The organism is Cellulomonas sp. P4_A2 (assembly GCF_056402515.1).
Map to the genome: position 1 here is coordinate 1 of NZ_JBFUHG010000224.1, position 368 is coordinate 368.

Consider the following 368-nt stretch of genomic DNA (forward strand, 5'->3'; position numbering starts at 1 on the left):
CGTGCCGTCGTCTTCGGGTGGGAGTGCGTGACGGTGACGTACAGCGTGCGGCTGTCGCCCCTGGTGCGCTCCCGCCACGCGGTGACGTGCTGGCCGCCCGCCAGCAGCGGCTGGACGGCGGCGGTCACCTCGCCGTGCTGCTCGACGACGGCGGGCGGGTTGCCCGTGTAGCCGTCCGGCAGAGGCTTGAAGTCAGCACGCGGGCTGATGGCATCGGCCGGATGGAAGACCCAGCGGAAGCTCTGCTCGCCCTCACTCGGGGTGATTTCGACGGCGAGCAGGTCGCTGGAGGAGTGGACGAAGGCGCGGAGCTTGAGGGTGCCCGCGGTGGTGGTGATCGTGCCTTCGAGCTCGGCGGTGCGCAGTCG

The 368-nt window shown here is 71.2% G+C and carries 1 protein-coding gene; it reads right to left on the minus strand.

All coding sequences use genetic code 11. The features are described 5' to 3' along the window. Nucleotides 1-368 (minus strand): hypothetical protein (locus tag AC1DUE_RS20825; protein ID WP_477041295.1); only part of this gene is annotated, 368 nt, incomplete at both ends.